The organism is Shewanella donghaensis, assembly GCF_007567505.1.
Taxonomy (GTDB): domain Bacteria; phylum Pseudomonadota; class Gammaproteobacteria; order Enterobacterales; family Shewanellaceae; genus Shewanella; species Shewanella donghaensis.
Window position 1 is genome coordinate 2,039,738 of record NZ_CP041783.1, and the last position, 18,131, is coordinate 2,057,868.

General features: G+C 41.9%; 16 protein-coding genes. 9 read left to right on the plus strand and 7 right to left on the minus strand.

Annotation, left to right across the window (positions count from 1 at the left end):
* Positions 1 to 106: 106 nt before the first annotated feature.
* Positions 107 to 1,207, plus strand: coding sequence for an alkene reductase (locus FPK91_RS08740; protein WP_144210528.1), 1,101 nt, complete (start codon positions 107 to 109; stop codon positions 1,205 to 1,207).
* Positions 1,208 to 1,339: 132 nt separating this feature from the next.
* Here FPK91_RS08740 and FPK91_RS08745 read toward each other — a convergent pair whose 3' ends face one another.
* Positions 1,340 to 2,284 carry a LysR family transcriptional regulator gene (locus FPK91_RS08745; protein WP_144210530.1) on the minus strand — a complete coding sequence of 315 codons (945 nt, stop codon included), beginning with the start codon at positions 2,282 to 2,284 and terminating at the stop codon, positions 1,340 to 1,342.
* Between the two features lie 160 nt (positions 2,285 to 2,444).
* Here FPK91_RS08745 and FPK91_RS08750 point away from each other — a divergent pair, with 160 nt between their 5' ends.
* Both FPK91_RS08750 and FPK91_RS08755 read left to right on the plus strand, forming a co-directional pair.
* Positions 2,445 to 4,421, plus strand: a complete 1,977-nt coding sequence (locus FPK91_RS08750; protein WP_144210532.1) for an alkyl sulfatase dimerization domain-containing protein — start codon at positions 2,445 to 2,447, stop codon at positions 4,419 to 4,421.
* 130 nt (positions 4,422 to 4,551) lie between these two features.
* On the plus strand, positions 4,552 to 5,055 hold the full coding sequence (locus FPK91_RS08755) for a hypothetical protein (RefSeq protein WP_144210534.1): 504 nt from the start codon (positions 4,552 to 4,554) through the stop codon (positions 5,053 to 5,055).
* A gap of 386 nt (positions 5,056 to 5,441) precedes the next feature.
* Here the strand turns inward: FPK91_RS08755 and FPK91_RS08760 are convergent, their stop codons facing one another.
* A complete protein-coding gene (locus FPK91_RS08760; RefSeq protein ID WP_144210536.1) occupies positions 5,442 to 6,290 on the minus strand; it encodes a LysR family transcriptional regulator in 849 nt (282 codons plus the stop codon).
* 138 nt (positions 6,291 to 6,428) lie between these two features.
* On the opposite strand from FPK91_RS08760, the gene rimK reads away from it, so the two are divergent.
* Genes rimK through FPK91_RS08775 form a run of 3 tightly spaced genes read left to right on the plus strand, consistent with a single transcriptional unit; the run spans position 6,429 to position 8,826 of the window.
* Complete coding sequence (gene rimK, locus FPK91_RS08765) at positions 6,429 to 7,334, plus strand: 30S ribosomal protein S6--L-glutamate ligase (protein ID WP_144210538.1); 906 nt, start codon at positions 6,429 to 6,431, stop codon at positions 7,332 to 7,334.
* Between the two features lie 14 nt (positions 7,335 to 7,348).
* Complete coding sequence (locus FPK91_RS08770) at positions 7,349 to 8,374, plus strand: succinylglutamate desuccinylase/aspartoacylase family protein (protein WP_144210540.1); 1,026 nt, start codon at positions 7,349 to 7,351, stop codon at positions 8,372 to 8,374.
* An 8-nt stretch (positions 8,375 to 8,382) separates the two neighbouring features.
* Complete coding sequence (locus FPK91_RS08775; RefSeq protein ID WP_144210542.1) at positions 8,383 to 8,826, plus strand: ATP-dependent zinc protease family protein; 444 nt, start codon at positions 8,383 to 8,385, stop codon at positions 8,824 to 8,826.
* 142 nt (positions 8,827 to 8,968) lie between these two features.
* Here FPK91_RS08775 and FPK91_RS08780 read toward each other — a convergent pair whose 3' ends face one another.
* A complete protein-coding gene (locus FPK91_RS08780) occupies positions 8,969 to 9,307 on the minus strand; it encodes a DUF1971 domain-containing protein (RefSeq protein WP_144210544.1) in 339 nt (112 codons plus the stop codon).
* Between the two features lie 427 nt (positions 9,308 to 9,734).
* Between FPK91_RS08780 and FPK91_RS08785 the strand changes: the two genes are divergently transcribed.
* From FPK91_RS08785 to FPK91_RS08795, 3 genes are all read left to right on the plus strand, one after another.
* Positions 9,735 to 10,220 carry a VOC family protein gene (locus FPK91_RS08785; protein WP_144210546.1) on the plus strand — a complete coding sequence of 162 codons (486 nt, stop codon included), beginning with the start codon at positions 9,735 to 9,737 and terminating at the stop codon, positions 10,218 to 10,220.
* Between the two features lie 264 nt (positions 10,221 to 10,484).
* Positions 10,485 to 11,537, plus strand: coding sequence for an AraC family transcriptional regulator (locus FPK91_RS08790; protein ID WP_144210548.1), 1,053 nt, complete (start codon positions 10,485 to 10,487; stop codon positions 11,535 to 11,537).
* A 60-nt stretch (positions 11,538 to 11,597) separates the two neighbouring features.
* Positions 11,598 to 13,634 carry an alkyl/aryl-sulfatase gene (locus FPK91_RS08795; protein WP_144210550.1) on the plus strand — a complete coding sequence of 679 codons (2,037 nt, stop codon included), beginning with the start codon at positions 11,598 to 11,600 and terminating at the stop codon, positions 13,632 to 13,634.
* Between the two features lie 284 nt (positions 13,635 to 13,918).
* On the opposite strand, the gene FPK91_RS08800 is transcribed toward FPK91_RS08795, so the two are convergent.
* The 4 genes from FPK91_RS08800 to FPK91_RS08815 form a co-directional block, all read right to left on the minus strand.
* Positions 13,919 to 14,860: an alcohol dehydrogenase catalytic domain-containing protein gene (locus FPK91_RS08800; protein WP_144210552.1), complete on the minus strand. Its 942-nt coding sequence runs from the start codon at positions 14,858 to 14,860 to the stop codon at positions 13,919 to 13,921.
* Positions 14,861 to 14,924: 64 nt separating this feature from the next.
* The gene (locus tag FPK91_RS08805) at positions 14,925 to 16,013 is read right to left on the minus strand and encodes an alkene reductase (RefSeq protein WP_144210554.1); all 1,089 of its coding nucleotides are present in this window, start codon (positions 16,011 to 16,013) and stop codon (positions 14,925 to 14,927) included.
* Between the two features lie 9 nt (positions 16,014 to 16,022).
* The gene (locus FPK91_RS08810; RefSeq protein ID WP_144210556.1) at positions 16,023 to 17,120 is read right to left on the minus strand and encodes an alkene reductase; all 1,098 of its coding nucleotides are present in this window, start codon (positions 17,118 to 17,120) and stop codon (positions 16,023 to 16,025) included.
* Between the two features lie 115 nt (positions 17,121 to 17,235).
* On the minus strand, positions 17,236 to 18,117 hold the full coding sequence (locus tag FPK91_RS08815; RefSeq protein ID WP_144210558.1) for a LysR family transcriptional regulator: 882 nt from the start codon (positions 18,115 to 18,117) through the stop codon (positions 17,236 to 17,238).
* Between the last annotated feature and the right edge of the window lie 14 nt (positions 18,118 to 18,131).

The window sequence follows — 18,131 nt, forward strand, 5'->3', positions numbered from 1 at the left end:
AAAACTCGGCTATTTAAGCCATTTATAAACATTTTTTATAAGCAATGTTGCTAGCGAATACAAACCTAGCGACGTGCTCATTCTAATTAACACTTTTGGAATTATTATGATTTTTACTGAATATCCACTTGCAGGTGACAAACTGTCAAATCGAGTTGTTATGGCACCAATGACCCGCTCTCGTACTAGCCAACCGGGTGATGTACCTAACGATATAATGGCAACTTATTATCAACAACGTGCAACTGCAGGTCTTATCATATCTGAAGGCACCCCTATTTCGGCAGTCGCCAGAGGTTACTCATTAACACCAGGAATATACACCCAAGCTCACATTGAGGGCTGGAAAAAAACCACCGCAGCCGTTCATCAACAAGGCGGTAAAATCTTTGCCCAACTTTGGCACGTGGGCCGTCGTTCACATACTGAAATAGCCGGTGAGCAACCTGTGGCACCGTCAGCCTTAAAACAACCGGATAAAGTTTATGGTCCGTTAGCCGAAGGCGGCTTTGGAATGGTTGAAACCTCAGCACCACGTGAAATGACCCTTGATGATATTAACCAAACCATCAGAGATTTTACTCAAGCGGCTGAGAATGCCATTAATGCAGGATTTGATGGCGTTGAATTACACGGAGCCCATGGTTATTTGCTTGACCAATTCATGCGAACCGTCAGCAATCAACGTACTGATCAATACGGTGGAAACCAAGAAAATCGCATTAGATTTGTCATTGAAATTACTAATGCGGTAATCGCAGCCATAGGTGCAGATAAAGTCGCCATTCGTTTATCACCATTAGTCGGTGAAGGCGTTGATAGTGATGATTCAGGCAAACATGATGACATCATCGACGTGACTAAGTTATTGCTTAAGCAGCTGGCGCCATTGAATTTAGCTTATATACACTTTTCTGAAAATATTGGCGACTACACCGAAGCAACTGATGAGTTTAGACAACACATCCGTGAAATTTACCCAAATACCATCATGGTCGCAGGTAAATTAACCCAACAAAGTGCGACAGAGTTACTAGAAAAGGGTTATGCAGACTTAGTCGCTTTTGGCACTCCGTACGTCACTAACCCTGATTTAGTGCAACGCTTTCAGCGAGGAGTCACGCTTGCTGAATTTGATGCCGATGCAAGACTCACCTTATATGGCGGAGATGAGAAAGGTTATACCGACTACCCACCAGCCAGCTAGAAACGATATAAGTGAAATAAGTCTAATCACTGAATAAGTATTAATACCCGCCTAATTCATGCTTACTGAATTAGGCGTTATTTTTCATCTTGAGAAATCCATTTTGAACTTAACCTAATTATTACTTCTCTCTTAAATATAACTTCTATCTGAAGCCTTACTGCTGGTTTGCATCATAATATTTTTGGAAATCCCAACCAGCTTTTCTCTAAACCACTTATGGCTTGGATCTTTATTGAGTTTTTTTAACCATATCAGGTAATTTGATATCTGTTTATATTCAAAGGGTGGGGTAAACAATTGTAGTTGTAACTGCTCTTTAAATTGAAGCGCCATCGATAAAGGCACAGCGGTTAAATAATCAGACTTGCTGCAAAATAACAAATTATTAAATAAAGACCGTCCATGATATGCCACCTTACGCTGACTAATATCAATATTGGTATAATGTTCTAAACTGCGTTTTTGGTTTCGAGTACGTTCAAGTACGACGTGGGTTTCAGCTAAATATTGTGCTTCAGTTATCTGTCCAATAATTCGAGGGTGATCTTGGCGACAAACAATCACAAAGTCGCCATCAAACAATTTTACTGATTCAATGTTTGGATGATCTGGGGGGAAAATATCCACCATCACATCAAATTTTTGAGTTAATAACCCGTCATACATTTTGTCATCATCATCAGGTTGGTCAAAAATTTCTAAGCTAATATTTTTATTTTTTTCATCAGAAAATTGATCCAGTAATATCCACTGTAAATGCTCTGGAGCCGTCATCACAAAACGACGTGCTGATGTTTCAAGGTCAAAATCACCAAGTGACTCAAATACACTATTGAGCTGCTGAATGGGTATTTTAATCTGCGAATATAAACTTGACCCATATGCTGTTGGCACCACACTTCGTCCACTTCGCACAAATAGCTCTTGGCCAACGTGAGCCTTTAACCTTCCTAGTGCAGTACTTATTGTCGACTGGTTAGTATTCAAATGTTCAGCCGCCTTACTTAGCGTGCCTTGCTCCATCACAGCAGCAAACACCGCTAACAGATTAAAATTGGGAATGTCGTTATTCATGCTCTTTTACCTAGATATATGACATAGCTAACATTACATGACCTATCGTAAAAACGATAGGTTGAAATCGTATTAGCCTATATATTCAAATGATGCTGACGCCTAATATTAGTGACAAGAAAATACTTCTCCGTTTAAAAACTAAATTAAGGTCGTCACCATGACTAATACATTTAAAAAAATGGCTCTCCCAATTGCTATTGCAAGTATTCTATTTACTTCAGGTTGTGCACTCTCAACTCCCGTAACTGAAGCGACTTCAACCCTTGGTCAGGAGCTTCAAACTAGCTCTGCATCTCAATACCAAAATATTGATTTGAATGCCCGTTACCAAGGAGAGGTGTTATTTGAAAATGAATCTAACTTATTTTGGGGTAAAGGCGATCGCATAAAAGTATTGTCTAAAACCGGCGACTCTTTAGCTTTTACTGCTGAATCAGAACATGTACATCCAACACTGACTAAGCACGGTCTAAAAATGGACCAAGCCATCATTCAAGTCGATGACAATGTCTATTTAGGTTACGGCTTCGGACTTGATACTCCGGTTATGATCGTTGGTGATGACGGCATTATCATTGTCGATCCTGGTGAATCAGTGCAAATGGCTGAATCAGTCAGAGAGCAGTTCCGTCAGATCACCGATAAGCCTTTAAAAGCTATCATCTACTCGCACAATCATATCGACCATATTTCTGGTGTTCGAGCATGGACAACCGATGAAGCTGTCGCTTCTGGTGAAGTGAAAATCATCGCTCAAGAAGGGCTAACTGCAGCTGTCGCTAACTGGTCTTCAAACCTAGGAACGCTATTCGGTCATCGCACATCATACACTGGCGCTAAGCATGTTGAAGAAGGTGAACACGGCACTGTTAATGACGGTTTAGGCCCTCGCTTCATGCAAGGCGATATCTCATTTATTGAACCAAACACGTTAATAGAAGCAAACGGTACCTTAGATATTACGATTTCAGGCGTACGTATGCAGATTGTAAACGTGCCTTCTGAAACCAAAGATGAAATTGTAGTGTATCTTCCAGAGCAAAAAATCTTACATGCTGCAGAAGTATTACAAGGCGAGAATTTCCCTAACTTACACACTATTCGCGGCACAAAATTCCGCGACCCAGCAATGTGGTTCAAAGGTATTGATGTAATGCGCGGCTTCGACACCGAGATTATGATTAACTCACATGGTCGCCCAGTTGAAGGCAAAGAAGCCGTTGCTGATGTATTAACAGCGTACCGTGACGCGATTCAATACACCCATGACCAAACTATTCGTTATATGAATAAAGGTATGACGCCAGATGAATTAGTTGAGGTAGTTAAACTACCGAAACATTTAGCCGAGCACCCTTGGTTAGGTGAGCATTACGGCACGGTAGCCCATGCGGTTCGTCAGATATATGTAGGTTATAACGGTTTCTTTGAGGGCGACCCATGGCAGTTAGAGCCAATGGCATACCAGCAACGTGCTAAAGCTTTTGTTGAAATCATGGGCGGTCGTGACAACATTATCGCATCAGCAACTGCCGCAATTGAAGCAGAAAACTACACCTTTGCCGCAGAAATTTTGTCTTACCCGATCACGGTGAACAAAGATGATACACAAGCTCGCCAACTGAAAGCGATGGCTTACAAAGCATGGTCAGCAGATCAAGTGAACATCAACTGGCGCAACTGGGCATTAAATGCCGCGGCTGAACTGGAAGGTACACGTGACTTTTCTAACCTAATCAGCTTCGCATCGGTTGACGTATTAACGGCACTACCAAGCAAGCAAATCTTTGACATGATGACAGCAACATTAATTGCTGAAAACACCTTAGATGTGCAAATGGCCATGACCTATAACTTTGCCGATACTAACGAAGCATTCACTATTGAAATTCGTAACGGTATTGCTCAGTTACATGAAAAAGCCATTGAAGGTGCTGACGTTCAAATCAACACTAGCCGAGAAGTGCTTAACCAAATATTAATGGCGGGGCCTAATGCCCAGCAAGTGATTGGTAGCAACCTACAATCGGGTGACTTTAGCTTCGCAAACGGCAGCATCCAAGACTTTGGTAAGTTCATGGGCTACTTCGATACACCTATGTCGCCACAGGACATCATGCTTATCGTACGTTAATAGTCTTGGGGTCTTCCTTCAAGTAACAACAGTTATAAGGGACCATCACCAGCTACCAAGCCAGTGTTGGTTCCTTTTTTATCACCAAAATTTGATTGATGCACTGCTAATAACCACCTTGGAGCCGGCCATGAAATATCATCGTTTACTACTTTTAATAACTTTTATATCTTCAACTTCCCTAGCCTGCGGGGTGCATAATGATACCGGATTCAACTTTGTCACTGAGCCCGGCTCTTTAGACGTGTTTGGAAAAGTCGTAGAGATCAGGCAATCGAATCTACTCAGCAACGCTGATAAATTGGATTATTTAAAGCGTATTTCATTTAACACCGCACTGAATAAACCAGCCCCAGATAAAATAAGTTTCAACCTATTTGAAGCTATAAAGGGCCATTACAGTGAAGTCCTTATAAATAACACTATTGCAATCGAAGCCCGACATAAGCAACCAGATGAAACCAACTTATTAGTCATTACTGAAGTTGATATATTGGATGCCCTCGCCACCAATGAGTTATCGTGGCAACAAGCTAAAACCTTAGGCTTAGTCACCGTAAATGGTTTGAAGGACGAGGTAGAAACCTTAGATATATGGTTTAACCATATGTTCCCAGAGCCAGACACGCTTTGAACAAAGCTTACCCGTACTGGACCCAAGTAAACTCTCAAAACATGCTTCGATATTAACGCTAAAAACAACATGGTTCTATATACAGGTTGAAAAAACTAATACTGCCGAAGCAAGTATAATGTCGAAAATAGTGGTTTAGAGAATTGGTGTATTCATAGCGAAGTGACTATAGCGAAGTGCTCATCAAACAAAGCATACGCTAGTAATAACTAAAGCATAGCCATTAGCCATTAGCCATTAGCCATTAGCCATTAGCCATTAGCCATTAGCCATTAGCCATTAGCCATTAGCCATTAGCCAGGCATACAATCCTTGATTGATGGCATAAATCAGATAAATCTATTCAGATACTGTTATTTTCAGCAAATAAAGAAAACTTAAAAGTCTTAGGTTTTTAGATGAGGGAATAGCTGTAGTGTTTGTTCGATAATATCGACTTTCTGACTTTTATTTAAATATACGGCAAACACTTCACGGGAAAATACGGGTGCACTTTCTACAACAAAAAGACGTCTACTTTCAATGTATTCAAAGGCCATCTGTCTTGGCAAATAAGCACAACCTCCCACATCCAGTAAAAAGTTTAACGCCACTCTCGGCTGATTCATAGAATGCTTTGCTGGCGGTGCATCTTGAAAGCTTCGTCTATATTGGGTGTTAATCGACTCACCATAATCCACCATAATATAGTTTTCTAAGGTCGACATTTGGCTGTCGCGGTTGACTTCAGTGCTGACAAGATACAAAGGGACAGTCGCCACTTTTTTTATCACTAAATCTTCCACATATGGTGGCTCAAATAAGAAGGCCACATCAATCACTCGGCTTAATAAACTTTTCCTTAATTCAACAGGTGAAAGCGTATTAGTTAATAAGCTCATGCCTTCAATATTGAGATGTATTTTAGTTAACCAGCCTTGCAGTACGATATCCCATATCGACATGATTGAACCGATAGCCAGTTGATGAGTATCACCATCTGCAATACCAACATCTTGCTTGGTTTTCTGCCACATCATCAGTAATTCATTGGCGTGCTTGATTAATCGATTGCCTTCAGGTGTCAACTTAAGATGTTTTTTACTCCGGTCAAAAAGCAACACACCAAGATCATCTTCTAGCAACTTGATTCTGGCACTCACTGCAGACTGGGTGATAAATAAATTTTCCGATGCCACCCTAAAATGCAAGGTACTGCTGACTTCCAAAAATGTCTTTAATAATTCAATTTTCATTAAAATCCTTAAAAAGCAGTGATTAATTTTTTTGATTAAACACATCAAAATATAACGTTTTATTAATCTAAAATGTGGGCTTACACTGCGGCTAATTACACCACCATTACAAAATAAAAGAAACAATAAGGACATATTATGAGAGTTGCCATTTTATCAAGAAACCCAAAGTTATACTCAACTCGTCGCTTAAAAGAAGCCGGCGAAGCCATGGGCCACACTGTTGATATTATTGATACGCTTCATTGTTATATGGATATCACCAGCAGTAAGCCTACGTTACGTTACGATGGTAAAGAGCTACCAATGTACGACGCTGTCATTCCTCGTATTGGCGCATCCGTTACGTTTTATGGCACCGCGGTGGCAAGACAATTTGAAATGATGGGCACATTCAACATTAACGAATCGGTCGCAATTAGCCGCTCACGAGACAAGTTACGTTCATTACAATTATTGTCACGTAAAGGTATCGGTTTGCCGCGTACTGGTTTTGCTAACAAGCCTGACAATATCAAAGATTTAATCAAGAACGTCGGTGGCGCACCCGTGGTGATTAAATTGCTAGAAGGAACTCAAGGCATTGGTGTCGTGTTAGCTGATACAGCTAAAGCAGCAGAAGCCATCATTGAAGCATTTATGGGTTTAAAGGCAAACATATTAGTACAAGAATTTATTAAAGAAGCAGGTGGTGCTGATATTCGTTGCCTAGTGATTGGCGGAAAAGTCGTTGCAGCAATGAAACGTCAGGGTGCAGAAGGCGAATTTCGTTCTAACTTACATCGTGGTGGCTCTGCTGAAGTGGTTAAATTAACCAAAGAAGAACGTGAAACAGCGGTCAATGCAGCCAAAATAATGGGACTCAATTTATGTGGTGTAGACTTACTGCGTTCTCAAAATGGCCCAATGGTAATGGAAGTCAATTCCTCTCCGGGTCTTGAAGGTATTGAAAAAGCAACAGGTAAAGATGTAGCAGCTATGGTATTTGATTTTTTAGCAAAAAATGCCAAACCCCATAGCAACAAAACTCGTGGCAAAGGCTAATTAGGGTCTAAAAAATGGAAAAATTAACCATTGGTAATTTTGAAATATTACCCGGCGAGCAACGAAAAATAGAGCTACCTGTTGCTAAGTTATATACCGATGCGGATGTTTCTTTACCTGTGCATATTATTCGCGCTAAAAAACCAGGGCCAACGATATTTGTGAGTGCAGCGGTTCATGGCGACGAATTAAATGGTATTGAAATTATTCGTAGATTGATTAAACAAAACAAATTCAAAATCACCAGAGGTACACTCATCGCGGTGCCAATGGTGAACGTATATGGTGTGGTTAATCAAAGTCGATATATGCCAGACAGACGAGACTTGAACCGCTGCTTCCCAGGTTCAGCCAGAGGCTCTTTAGCTGGACGAGTAGCGCATATATTCTTGAATGAAATAGTAAGGCATTGTGACTACGGTATTGATCTACATACAGGTGCAATCCATCGGTCTAACCTACCTCAAATAAGAGCGGATATGGCTGATGCAGAAACCAAAGAGTTAGCCGAAGTCTTTGGTGTACCGGTTATCCTGAATTCTAATTTGGTTGATGGTTCATTGCGAGAATCAGCAGTGAAAAATCAAACCAAAATACTGTTATATGAAGCTGGTGAGGCACTAAGATTTGATGAGTTCTCAATAAGAGCAGGAATGAAAGGTATACTTAATGTCTTGCAACATTTAGGTATGATAAGAAAAGTATCAATTAATAAAAAGAAAAAGCTCGCCCCCTTTATTGCCAACGGCAGTCAGTGGGTTCGCGCAAATGCCAGCGGTATTGTGCACAACCTGGCTAATTTGGGAGACCAAATATCTAAAGGGCAAGTGCTGGCAGAAATTGGCAGTCCCTATGGCGAAGTGATTGACTCAGTTATAGCATCACGCTCCGGCATATTGATCGGTAAACAAAATATACCGTTAGTACAAGAAGGCGAAGCCATGTTCCATATTGCCTACTTTAGTGAAAATGATGAAAAGATTGCCGAACAAATTGAAAATGTACAAGAGCAATTATTACCCGTTAATGTTGATTATTAGGTTACAAAATGACAGAGAATAAAACGATTATTGGGCGGTTAGAGTCTATAAGCCTGCCTAAAATGGGGATAAAAGAGTTGCAAGTTCGCGTCGATACTGGCGCGAAAACATCCTCTCTTCATGTGGATAATATTCAAAAAATAATCATTGATGGTGTTCATAGTGTGTCGTTTGATATTCATCCTGATTCACACAATGTAAAAAATATTAAAAAGTGTACTGCGCCGATCAGTGATATACGTAAAATTAAATCATCTAATGGCACTTCAGAGCAGCGTTACGTGATTACCACACCAATCATTATGGGCAGTGAGAAATGGTCAATTGAAATCACGCTGACTGACCGTTCTGATATGAGCTATTTGATGCTATTCGGTCGTGAGGCTCTTGGCTCTCGGTTTTTAGTGGACCCATCGCAAGTGTTTCTAGCCAAAAGTGAACCATCGGAGTAATCACTATTGATTTAACAACCGCTAGAGTTTATTCAACGCTATTACTCGAACTAACTCAAAAATGCATGTTTAAGGGGGATGAATAACCCCCCTTGTATGCTTAACAGATAGTATCGAGCGACTGCTTTATTGCTAGTGCTAGTTAATCATTACGTTCAGATAAGTTTTGTTTCACAATGTCAGAATCTTTCTGTGCGTAAAAATCCACATGAAACTCTGTGTCATCGGTTAAAAACGCCACTTTATGCCAATATTCTGGTGGTGATATCCCCGAATCTCCGGCTTCAATAATCACTTCTTGCTCGACCTCACCACGACGACTAGTAAAGCCATAAAATTTTAATTGGCCTTTGGTTACGCCAATTTTTCCGTACACACCCGCTTTGGTATTGTGTAAATGTAAAAACATTTTTGGGATAGTCGCTTTGGTAAACTCTGGTGTGGATTTGTAATTAATAAAATCGTCTGGAATAGATATCATGTTGATCCTTTGGTATTAAATTAATTGCTGATCAGAATATGTTTTATAACACGGTCTTATGCAATATACCGTAACACCAAATTGATAGGTTCTCTATAGGTTGATAGCCTCTCTATAGATTGATAGGTAGCAAACCTTTGGCGCTAAATTTTTATTTCCCATCCGAACGATCAAGCTCAAAGCTTGGTAAATCGGCCTGACCGATAACGGTATATAAGTTACACCTTAAAATGGAACTAAGATTTGATGCCCGCATTGAAATAATCATAACCTTTGGCCCAGTAACTTGAAGCTACGCCTTTATCGATAACAAAAAATTATTATATTTATAATTTTTGATAATTTTACTGAATTGAAAGTTATCCCTATAATTCTCCCATCAAAACGAACAAGCAACGACGATAAATTAACGTAAAGGTGAATCAATATGAAGATGAGTCATATAGGCATTATGGTTGGCGACATGGATATAGCTGTCGAGTTTTATACCAAAGCATTAGGTCTTGAAATTGTCATGGGCAAGTCTGAAGTCATTGAAGAAAAAGAAACAGCCATTGGCGCCATGTGTATCGCAGTATTTGGTGAAGGCTTCAAAGGGTTTAATATTGCCCACCTTGTCACTAAAGATGGTATTGGTTTCGAGCTATTTGAAATGAAAGACCGTGAAGCTAGACATAATGTCGACTTCAGCAAAATAGGCCTATTTCATTACGCTTTAGAAACAGATGATTTCGAAGGTGTGATTGAGCGTGTTAAACAATACGGCGGTAAAGCAAGAATGGACACCATGAGATATCATCCAGAAGATGATAACAAGCCATACAAAATGGTCTATTTAGAAGACCCATTTGGTAGCCTGCTTGAACTATATTCTCATTCATATTCAGAAACTTATTCATCTGAGTACGAATAAGCACGAGTTAACCACTTAAAGTTAGACTATTAATAAGTCAGACAATCATAAATCAGCAGCCGACATCAGTTAGCTGCTGATTTTTTTGTTATTACTGCATACGTTTACAGCCAGCAAGTTCGCCAGACTTAAACGCTAATGAATGAGTGCAGAATCAATAACAGTCATATCAATAACAGTCATATCAATTAATAATAACTTAGCGATACAATGACTTTAATAATACGCTAGCAATATCAGCTGAGTACATTTAAGTAGGTATCTTTGACATCCCCCAAATACAGCACAATAGCAGCTTGGTCTCTAGCGATAGCCCGTGCACTTCGCGCCAGTAATATTGACGCTAACTCAATATTTGGTGAAGCAGGGTTAAGCCTACCTCAATTAGAATCCGAGCCCGACTCACGGGTCGCTATTGATAACATGACCTTACTTTGGCAAGCTGCCGAACATGCATCTGGCTCAATGGCCTTTGGTTTAACCGTTGGCCAATATGCTTACCCCATCAATTTTCGCTCATTGGGAGCATTGATGATGCGCTGCGATACGCTAGCACAAGCCTTCGAAACCTTGCCCGATTATGCAGCATTAGTCAGTAACTCTGCCGTGATTAGTTTGCAACGAACGCCACACCTGCTCGGCTTCACCATTAACCCACTTAACGGCGTTAAGATTAGTCATCTAGCCATAGACGCATTTTTTTCAAGCTTGATGCTTCATGGTAAACAAATGATTGGCCATAGCGATTTTGTCCGCAAAGTAGAATTAATTAGACCCAAGCCAAAATCACAACAGCCTTGGTTAGATATGTTTAATTGCCCAGTGACGATGAACGCGGGCAATAACTGTATGTGGATGGATCGGGCGATGCTTGAGCAAAGTATCATCAGTAAAGATCCGTTACTCGCCAAACTCAGCGAAAAGGCAGTACGACAATATTTAGATAAGATGCAGGCATTAACCTGGCAAGAAAAAACCAGCCAAGGGATCCATGCATTACTTGTTAACGAAGAACCCAGAGCATTGAAAATTGCGCAGATGTTTAATATCAGCGAACGCAGTTTAAACCGTTATCTGCAACTTGAAGGGACTGGCTTTAGGGAGCTGTTGAAATTAAAGCGCCAAGAATTAGCTCTCCATTACCTGGCGAATACCCAAATGACCATCAGTAGCTTATCTGACACCCTAGGTTATAGCAGCGTCAGTAATTTCAGTCGTTTTTTCCATAACTGGCAAGGCATGAGTCCATCAAATTACCGCTTACAATGCAGCAGTCATTTAGAGTCCGCCGCAAATTTGGCGAAAAATGATAACTAACTAGTTATCAAGTTGTAATAACTTACAGGTAATTGTTAACTTATTAGCCTGTGAGTCCCTATGCTAACCCAAGCCAAATTATCCTGTTTATTGTCTACTCCCAGTACTTACTCACCTCTACTAGTCAGTGGCCTAACCGCTTTGCTACTCGTGGGATGCCAGCCAAATCAAACCACTGTTAACAACGAAGCCGTTGATGAATATGGCTTTACCTCAGCAAGTACTCACACTATCGACGCCAATAATGCCGTATTAACAGAGTTGCCCTTTAGCGACACTCAAGATTTCGAAGATGCTCAACGGGGGTTTATTGCCAAAATGCCCGAGCTGATTGTGGTTGATGAACAGGGTAAAACAATCTGGGATAGAACCAGCTATGACTTCGTTAAAGGCGAAGCACCCAGCAGTGTTAACCCTAGCCTATGGCGACAAGCGACATTAAACAATTATGACGGTTTATTTGAAGTCACTAAAGGCGTTTACCAACTGCGCGGTTTTGACTTAGCCAATATGACCGTCATCTCAGGTAAAACCGGCTGGATCATTGTCGATCCACTGACCACTGCAGAAACAGCCACTGTCGCGCTTGAGTTTATTAATCAACAATTAGGCAAACGACCCATTACCGCCATATTATTTACCCATAGCCATATGGATCATTTTGGCGGCGCATTAGGATTATTAGGCGATAAAACTCTGGATGAGGAAGCATTTAAAAACATAGATATCATTGCCCCCGCAGGCTTTATGCATGAAGCCACCAGCGAAAACGTTATGGCAGGCACCGCCATGAGTCGCCGCGCCATGTATATGTATGGCAAGCAACTCCCCCGCTCTGCTCGAGGACATATTGACTCAGGTTTAGGCAAAGAGCCTGCATTCGGTCAATTTGGGATCTTAAGCCCCACCACTGTAATTAAGCAAGACTCAACACAAATGATCGATGGCGTACCTTTTGAATTTCAAATAGTCTCGGGCTCTGAAGCCCCTGCAGAGTTTACTTTCTATCTACCTGAGCAACAGGCTTATTGCGGCGCTGAACTCGTCTCTAAGAACATGCATAACCTCTATACGCTTCGCGGCGCTAAGGTGCGTGACGCACTCACCTGGAGCAGCGCAATCGACAGCGCGCTTAACGCCCAACGCGATACTCAAGTTTATTTTGGCAGTCACCATTGGCCAATCTGGGGACAAGATGCCATCAACAGCTTTTTGGAAAAACAACGTGATACCTACAAATACATCCATGACCAATCCGTTCGTATGCTTAACGCAGGACTCACTCCTGCTGAAATTGCTGAAGCCATCGTCATGCCACCCGAGCTTGCAAACACCTTTGCTAGCCGCGGCTATTACGGCACAGCCAAGCATAATGCCAAGGCGGTATATCAAGCTTACTTAGGTTGGTATGATGCGAATCCGGTTCACCTAGACCCGTTGCCAGCAGTCGATTCAGCAGTGAAATATGTAGAATTGATTGGCGGCGCTGACAAGGTCATCCAACAGACTGAAATAGCCATTGCCAACGGCGAGTATCGCTGGGCCGCCGAGCTTATTAATCACCTTGTTGTAGCAGATGACGGCAACAGCCGCGCCAAAGAATTACTGGCGAGCAGCTATGATCAGCTAGGTTATCAATCAGAGTCAGCGCCATGGCGAGATGTTTACTTAAGCGCGGCTTTTGAGCTACGTCACGGCGCGCCGGAAAAGGGCATCGATCTCGTATCGATGAAGCAAATCTTAATGCGATCGCCCATAGAAAATTTCCTGCAATCAATGGCCTCACGAGTTATCGGCCCTGAAGTCTTTGGCGAAGACTTTGAGCTTAATATTAACTTTACTGATTTGAACAAAAACTACGTGCTAACGCTCAGTAATGCGGTACTGCACCACAAATTGGCCTCTAAATCGACCACAGCAAATGCCACGCTAAATATCAGTCACGAACTGTTTATCGACCTTATTATCGGTAACGTCGGAGTGTCAGATGTCTTGTTCTCAGATGATTTAGAGATAGAAGGCAGCAAGATCGATTTAGCCAGTTTTTTCTCTAAACTAGATAAACCTAAAGGCGTGTTTAATATCGTGACCCCGTAAGGTTTGAGGTGACGATTTAATAGGACTAACTCATTGCTTGAGACGATGAGTTAGTCACTTAAACATAAACGTAATGAATTGAGATAATAAGCTAAAAAATGTTTGTTTATAGATAAGGTAAGTCGATATTTCTAAATCACTTTTGGACAGAAATCATTTAGTACATGATTTAAAAAAAAGTCGTAAAGATTAGTTTTACTCATCATCAGTTATGTGATCCACTATCCAAGCTAAGCGTAGGGAGCCAGTTATGTAACTCAGCCCAAGAAGTTACATCGTGCAATCTAACTCAATGTAATTACAGTTTTTAATTTTTTTAATTCACTGTGCTCCAATGCTTCAGGCATCTGCCCAAATTTAAAAGTGATTGGAACACTAATATCAATATGACCTTTAGCAACTCGTTCAAGTAATGCTTCGCCGTTTCGCATCAGGGCATTCCAGTCATTTATATCGCCAAAATCATGTAACGCTCCAAGTGCAATTTCGTGATAAGAAATAGTGCGGGTAAATGCTGGGTCAATGGGCGCAGGTATGCGATCTTGAATACAAACAATGTGTCCATTTGCTCTTAACTGTGGCACTAAATGAGCGGAATTTTCGCCACTGACCGCATCGAAAATGGCGAAATACTTTATATTAAGTTGCGATTGTTCTCTATAAAGCTGGCGTATGCCAAGCTTTTTTACACGCTCTTCGCTCAAACTAGCAGAGACAACATCAACAATATAACCTGCATTTATTAAAATCTGAGATAGCAAATTATTGACCGCTCCAAAACCAACGATAAGGACTTCCCTCTGGCTGGTTAATGGAATTTTTTCATATGCTTGCCATGCAGTGAGCATTGGGCAAGGTAGCGCGGCGGCAAGTTCAAATGAGAGACTATCAGGCAACATCATGACTCGCCCAGCATTCAACACTGTACACTCAGCAAAGCTACCATGGCGATTAAGGGATGCATGGTATGCCACTCGACGGTCAATTAAACTCTGATCAAGGTTAGTACCGACTTGTACAATAACACCTGCACCATCAACTCCTGGCACATGACCATCGGGCCAATTCAAGGGGTTGGCTTGAATAAACTTCCAATCCACAGGATTGATACCAATGGCTTTGTTTAGCACTAATATTTCATTGTCTGCTAAAAGTGGAATTGCGGCCTTACCTAAAGCAACACTATTTAACTCAGTTTGATATTGCCAAATTTGATGTTGTTGCATCGTTTTTCCGTTCGCTTAATAAAAAAAACAAGGCACCAAGGCGTTGTCCTTGGTACCTAGTATATTAGCCCTGATAAGTAGGGTAATCGGTGTAGCCAGATTCAGCGCCACCATACAGTGTAAGTCTGGCATCGGCATCAAACTCAGTCAGTGGCCAATCATGAGCAAAACGGGAGACTAAATCTGGATTAGTGACAAAAGGAGTACCAAAGGCAACGAAATCTGCGTACTGCTTATCAAGTAATGCTTGTGCAGATTGCTTAGTTAATTTCCCTGCAACCATTATCGGGTTAGTGTATATGCGACGTACCTGCTGGCGAAATGCTTCAGGCACCTCTACATAACGCGAAATGTTTTCTGAAAAATGCACATACGCAAGGTTCATTGGCTGCAGTTTTTGCAATAATGCTAGCGTTAAGGGAACAATTTCAGCGTCATCTCCAGCAAAGCCTTCACCGATATGAGGCGATAAACGTACGGCGACTTTTTCACCGCCAATTGCCTCTGTAAGTTCTTGCAACGTATCAAGTAGAAAACGCATGCGGTTGTCTTGGCTACCGCCATATTGATCAGTTCGTTGATTGCTTTCTAAACGCAAAAAAGTATCAAATAAGTACCCATGTGCTGCATGGACTTCCACGCCATCAAAACCAGCTTCAATGGCGTTTTTGCCAGCTTGTACAAAATCCGCAATCGTGATCTTAATGTCTTGAAGCGTCATCTCCCGTGGCGTTTCAGTTTCAATCATCCCAAAGCCACCTTCAGCTAGTGGACCAAATACTTGATCTGGTATTTTAATCGCTGATGGGGCTAACGGCTTAGTACCTGAAATATCAGAATGACTGCGTCGCCCCACATGCCAAAGTTGTGCAAATATTTTCCCGCCTTCTTGATGCACGGCTTGGGTGGTTTTTTTCCAGCCTTCGATGTGCTCTGGGGTATAAATGCCCGGAGTCATCGAATAACCTCGTGCAGCAGCTGATATCGGGGTGCCCTCAGATACAATGAGTCCAGCACTGGCTCGTTGACGGTAATATGTCGCCATTATCTCATTAGGTATATCACCAGGTTGAGAAGTGCGTGAACGAGTCATCGGTGCCATCGCAATCCGATTATTGGTTTCTAGTGTTTTACCTTTGAATGTGTTTAACATGTGTTTCCCCTAAGCTTGATAAATTGGATAGTCAGTGAGCCCTTTTTCTGTGCCACCAAATAAGGTATTTGGGTCGTGCTCAGCAAGGGGATAGCCATTTCTCATGCGTTCAGGCAAATCTGGATTAGCCACAAAAGGTCGACCAAAGCCAATCATATCTGCCAATCCATCATTAATAGCGTGTTCTGCTTTGTCTGCGTTATAGCGACCTGCGTAGATCAGCACGCCTTGAAAAGCATTGCGCATTGCACGTTTGAATGAGACGGGTGTATCTGGTGCATCATCCCAATCGACTTCAGCAATATGTAGGTACACGATCTGATGTTTATTGAGTAACGCTGCGGCAGCGGTATAGGTATCAATAGGGTTCGCATCAACGGTACCATTGAGGGTTGTTAAAGGTGCCAAGCGCACACCAATGCGATCTGCGCCAATAGCATCGACCATTGCAGTAACAACCTCATCAAGAAAACGAAGACGATTTTCAAGGCAGCCACCGTACTCATCAGTGCGATCATTCGCCTCTGAATCAATAAATTGGTTAATTAAATAACCATTCGCGGCATGCAGTTCAATACCATCAAAGCCTGCCTCAATGGCATTCAATGCGGCTTGGCGGTAATCTTCAATCACTTGCTGAATATCGGCTTTTGTCATCGCTCTGGGTTCTACCACATCAACAAAACCGGGCGCATCACTGCCATTATCGACAAATACTTTTACATTTTCAGCTTTTAGCGATGATGAAGAAATGGGTTGTTCGCCACCGATATTATCTGGATGAGTCACTCGGCCTACATGCCATAACTGCGCAAAAATCGCGCCTTGTTTGGCATGCACAGCGTCTGTCACTTTACGCCAACCAGCAATCTGCTCTGGTGTGTAAATTCCTGGGGTCCACGCATAGCCTTTTGCAGTAGCTGAAATTTGCGTGCCTTCAGACACTATCAGCCCTGCACTGGCACGCTGAGCGTAATAGGTTGCCATCATGTCATTAGCGACATCACCAGGCTGACTGGCTCTTGAACGCGTCATCGGTGGCATGACAATGCGGTTTTTGAGTGTGAGTCCACCCAGCGTGAATGGTTGAAATAGTGATAGTGACATAGTTGAGCCCTCTTCATTTGATAGGTGCATACTAGCAAATGAATCACCAAGCATTTATAGCAACAAAGACAAATAATATTTGTTAAATTTGCAATAATTAGCTCATTTATGCTGTCTACAGGGTTAACTTAGGCTTAATAAAATCAATAAAAGCGGAGATCCGCTTGGCCACAGAAGAAGTCTTATAATACACAGCGTTGACTTGCTCTCTTCTTGGGTGGCTGATTTTTTCACTCTCCAACAGCGGGATTAAACGTCCTTCGGCAATATCTTTATTCACCATAAACCCTGATAGACATGCAATGCCATTTCCTGCCAACACGATTTGTCGAATAGTTTCGCCATTACTTGATGACATTAAAGCGTCTAACTGGCTAAAACCTTTTAAAGGCCAGTCATTCAAAATCTTGGGGGCGACAAATCCAATGAGATTATGCTGAGCGAGATCGCTGGTTTTAGTGGGGAGCCCTCGTTTTGATATATATTCTGGTGAAGCCACAATATACAAGGGGCTGCGACCCAGCGACCGAGCATGCAAGGTCGAATCGCTTAACGCGCCAATACGGATTGCTAAATCGGTTTTCTTTTCTAGCAAATCCACAATGCCTTCATTGGAGGTTATTTCTAACTCAATATCGGGATAGGCTTGATTAAATGACTGCACCAATGGCACCAGTTGGTGAAACACAAACGGACTAGCCGCGTCGACACGTAAACGGCCTTTGGGCAATTCCCCACGGGAAATAATATCTTCTTCCGCCTGTTGTAATTGCATTAACCCCACCCGCACTGAGTCAATGAACTGGCGCCCTTCATCGGTTAATTCAATACGTCTGGTGGTTCGGTTTAAAATAGTGACCCCAAGTTGGCTCTCCACTTTACTGACCGCTCTGGATACTCGCGCGACTTGAATATCTAGGCTCTCTGCTGCCGCTGAAAAACCTCCCGTATCGACTACAGCTTGTAAAATGGCTAAATCATCAGATTTTGTTCGCATGCTATTCCCCTCAA

Bases quoted from the DNA above. Each gene is read 5' to 3' on its own strand.
- FPK91_RS08775 (WP_144210542.1), top strand. From the start codon at position 8,383: ATGACAGAGAATAAAACGATTATTGGGCGGTTAGAGTCTATAAGCCTG.
- FPK91_RS08810 (WP_144210556.1), bottom strand. From the start codon at position 17,120: ATGTCACTATCACTATTTCAACCATTCACGCTGGGTGGACTCACACTC.
- FPK91_RS08800 (WP_144210552.1), bottom strand. From the start codon at position 14,860: ATGCAACAACATCAAATTTGGCAATATCAAACTGAGTTAAATAGTGTT.
- FPK91_RS08745 (WP_144210530.1), bottom strand. From the start codon at position 2,284: ATGAATAACGACATTCCCAATTTTAATCTGTTAGCGGTGTTTGCTGCT.
- FPK91_RS08770 (WP_144210540.1), top strand. From the start codon at position 7,349: ATGGAAAAATTAACCATTGGTAATTTTGAAATATTACCCGGCGAGCAA.
- FPK91_RS08780 (WP_144210544.1), bottom strand. From the start codon at position 9,307: ATGATATCTATTCCAGACGATTTTATTAATTACAAATCCACACCAGAG.
- FPK91_RS08755 (WP_144210534.1), top strand. From the start codon at position 4,552: ATGAAATATCATCGTTTACTACTTTTAATAACTTTTATATCTTCAACT.
- FPK91_RS08740 (WP_144210528.1), top strand. From the start codon at position 107: ATGATTTTTACTGAATATCCACTTGCAGGTGACAAACTGTCAAATCGA.
- FPK91_RS08785 (WP_144210546.1), top strand. From the start codon at position 9,735: ATGAAGATGAGTCATATAGGCATTATGGTTGGCGACATGGATATAGCT.
- rimK (WP_144210538.1), top strand. From the start codon at position 6,429: ATGAGAGTTGCCATTTTATCAAGAAACCCAAAGTTATACTCAACTCGT.
- FPK91_RS08815 (WP_144210558.1), bottom strand. From the start codon at position 18,117: ATGCGAACAAAATCTGATGATTTAGCCATTTTACAAGCTGTAGTCGAT.
- FPK91_RS08750 (WP_144210532.1), top strand. From the start codon at position 2,445: ATGACTAATACATTTAAAAAAATGGCTCTCCCAATTGCTATTGCAAGT.
- FPK91_RS08795 (WP_144210550.1), top strand. From the start codon at position 11,598: ATGCTAACCCAAGCCAAATTATCCTGTTTATTGTCTACTCCCAGTACT.
- FPK91_RS08805 (WP_144210554.1), bottom strand. From the start codon at position 16,013: ATGTTAAACACATTCAAAGGTAAAACACTAGAAACCAATAATCGGATT.
- FPK91_RS08760 (WP_144210536.1), bottom strand. From the start codon at position 6,290: ATGAAAATTGAATTATTAAAGACATTTTTGGAAGTCAGCAGTACCTTG.